The following is a 2,746-nucleotide window of genomic DNA, read 5'->3' on the forward strand; positions in this document are numbered from 1 at the left end:
CATGCCGCGGCTGCCCTCACCCCCGGCCCCTCTCCCGCAAGCGGGAGAGGGGAGAATTCGATCGCGCTGCGGACGGCCTCGCGCACATCCCTCCGCCAGCAGTCCGCGAAGGCGGACTTTGGGCCGTTGTTGCCGCGACTTCAGTCGCCCCAGCAGGGCCGAGGCCGCGGCTGTTGTGCCCGCTGCCGCGCCCTGGCTGGTACCCGTCCGCGGTTAGATCCTTCGGCGCGCGGGGGCGGCGTACGGGCAGGCACGGTGCGCCTGCGCCTCAGGCTGACAGGCTGGGGATGGGCACCGGCTGTCGGTGTGCTTCGATCAATGTGTGGCGGGTCCCTCGTCGCTGCCATCGACGGCGTACGGGCGTTTTGCGTGGCCGCTCCGTCGGGATGACAGGTGCGCGTTGGACGGCTCGCGCGCACACCCTCCGCTGGCAGTCCGCGAAAGCGGACTTTGGGCCGTCGTTGCCGCGACTTCAGTCGCCCCAGCAGGGTCGAGGCCTCCGCTGAACGTGTCCGCCCCGCTTTCCGATCTCCTCTCCCGCGAATACCTTCCGCTCGTCCTCCCGGCAGACTCCCCGCACCCCGGCGCACCGTGTTCCGACGCATCGCCCCGCTCGCCGCCGTGCTGATCCCGGCGGCGCTCGCCGCCCAGCAGCCCATGCCCGGCTACTCGCCGCGGTCCGCCGAGCGCGAGCGCGCCGCCGAGGCAGCCGCCGTGCGCGCCCCCACGCCCCAGCGCGCCCATGCCCACGCGCGCGTGCTCAGCGCCGAGCCGCACGTGGCCGGCACACCGGCGCAGGCCCGCACGCGCGACTACGTGATCCAGCAGATGCGCGCGATGGGGCTGCAGACGGAGGTGCGCGAATACCGCGTCTGGCTGCCGCACGCCACCGCCGTCCGCGCCTGGCGCGTCTCGCCCGACCCCAGGGAGCTGGAGCTGGCCGAGCCGGCCGTACCGGGCGACAGCACGTCGGGGATGCCGCCCTACCTCACGGTGAACGGCTACAGTGCGGCCGGCGACGTTTCGGCCGAGGTGGTGTACGTCAACTACGGGCTGATCGAGGACTACGCGCGGCTGGACTCGCTGGGGGTGAGCGTGCGCGGCAAGATCGCCATCGCGCGCTACGGCAGGAGCTACCGCGGCATCAAGGCGCGCGAGGCGGAGCGGAACGGGGCCGTGGGGCTGATCATCTACAGCGATCCGCGCGACGACGGGTACGTGGTGGACGATGTGTATCCGGAAGGCCCCATGCGCCCCGCCGACGCCGTGCAGCGCGGCAGCGTGATGAACGGCAACGGCGACCCCTCCACGCCGGGCTGGCCCAGCGTCGAGGGCGCCCGCCGCCTCCCCGCGGGCGAGATGTCCGTCCCGCGCATTCCCGTGGTTCCCATGGCGTACGGCGACGCGGCTGAGCTTCTGCGCGGCGTCCGCGGCCCCGACGTGCCGCAGGAGTGGCAGGGCGGGCTTCCGTTCCGCTATCACCTGGGCCCCGGCCCCGTGGCCGCGCGGCTGCGGGTGGAGACGGACGCGGAAACGGCGGGGTTCAAGGAGATCTGGAACACCTTCGGGATCATCCGCGGATCGGAGTTCCCGGACGAGATCGTGATGATCGGCGCGCACCGCGACGCCTGGGGCCCCGGCGCGGCCGACAACGTCAGCGGTACGGTGAGCGTGCTGGAGGCGGCGCGCGCCCTCATCGAGCAGGCCGCCCACGGCAACCGCCCGCGCCGCACGGTGATGTTCGCCACCTGGGACGCCGAGGAGTGGGGGCTGATCGGCAGCACCGAGTACGTGGAGCAGGACAGCGCACGGCTGCTGCGCGGCGCGGTGGCGTACCTCAACCAGGACGCGTCGGCGCTGGGGCCGGACTTCGGGGGCGGCGGCTCGCCCTCGCTCCGGGCCACGCTGCGTGACGTGGCGCGCGTGGTGCCGGACCCGTCCGGGCAGGGGAGCGTGTACGAGACGTGGCGGCGGCGCGCGGCCGTGGCGGACTCGGCCGAGCCCTCCATGGGCGACCCGGGCGGCGGATCGGACTTCGCGGGCTTCTACAACCATCTGGGCATTCCGCACGCGGACTGGGGCTTCGGCGGCCGATACGGCGTGTACCACTCCCAGTACGACTCGTACGAGTGGATGCGGCGCTTTGGCGACCCCGAGTGGAAGAGCCACGCGGCGGCTGCGCAGGTGGGTGCGGCGATGATGCTGCGCCTGGCCAACGCCGACGTGCTGCCGTACGACTACGCCGAGTTCGCGCGGACCATGCGCGGCTACCTGCCCATGATGGATGCGGCCATCCGCAAGCAAGGGTGGGAGCTGTCGACGGACCCCCTGCGCGCGTCCATCGACCGGATGCACGCGGCCGCCACGGAGTTCGCCGCCGCGCGCGACGCCGCGCTCGCCGGCCGGGCGCCGGGACGCGCCACGCTGCAGCGCATCAACGCGGCGCTGATGCGCGTGGAGCGTGCGCTCACCCGGCCGGAGGGGCTGGGTACCCGGCCCTGGTTCCGCGCGCTGATCTACGCCGCGGACGAGAACAACGGATACTCGAACGTGGTGTTCCCGTCCGTGTCCGAGGCCGTCCGCGCGAGCGACCGCGCGCTCACCGAACGCGAGGTGGCTGATCTTGCCTCGCGGTTCGATGCCGCCACGGCGGCGCTCGTCGAGGCTCGTGGCGCGCTCACGAACTAACTGCAGTTTCACGCAGAGGTCGCAGAGGGGACAGAGAGGACGCAGAGGCGCTTGCATG

General features: G+C 72.9%; 1 protein-coding gene. It reads left to right on the forward strand.

Annotation, left to right across the window (positions count from 1 at the left end):
* Nucleotides 1–591 precede the first annotated feature (591 nt).
* Nucleotides 592–2,688: a M20/M25/M40 family metallo-hydrolase gene (locus tag VIB55_RS17560; protein WP_331877970.1), complete on the forward strand. Its 2,097-nt coding sequence runs from the start codon at nt 592–594 to the stop codon at nt 2,686–2,688.
* Nucleotides 2,689–2,746 lie beyond the last annotated feature (58 nt).

This window comes from Longimicrobium sp. (assembly GCF_036554565.1).
GTDB lineage: Bacteria > Gemmatimonadota > Gemmatimonadetes > Longimicrobiales > Longimicrobiaceae > Longimicrobium.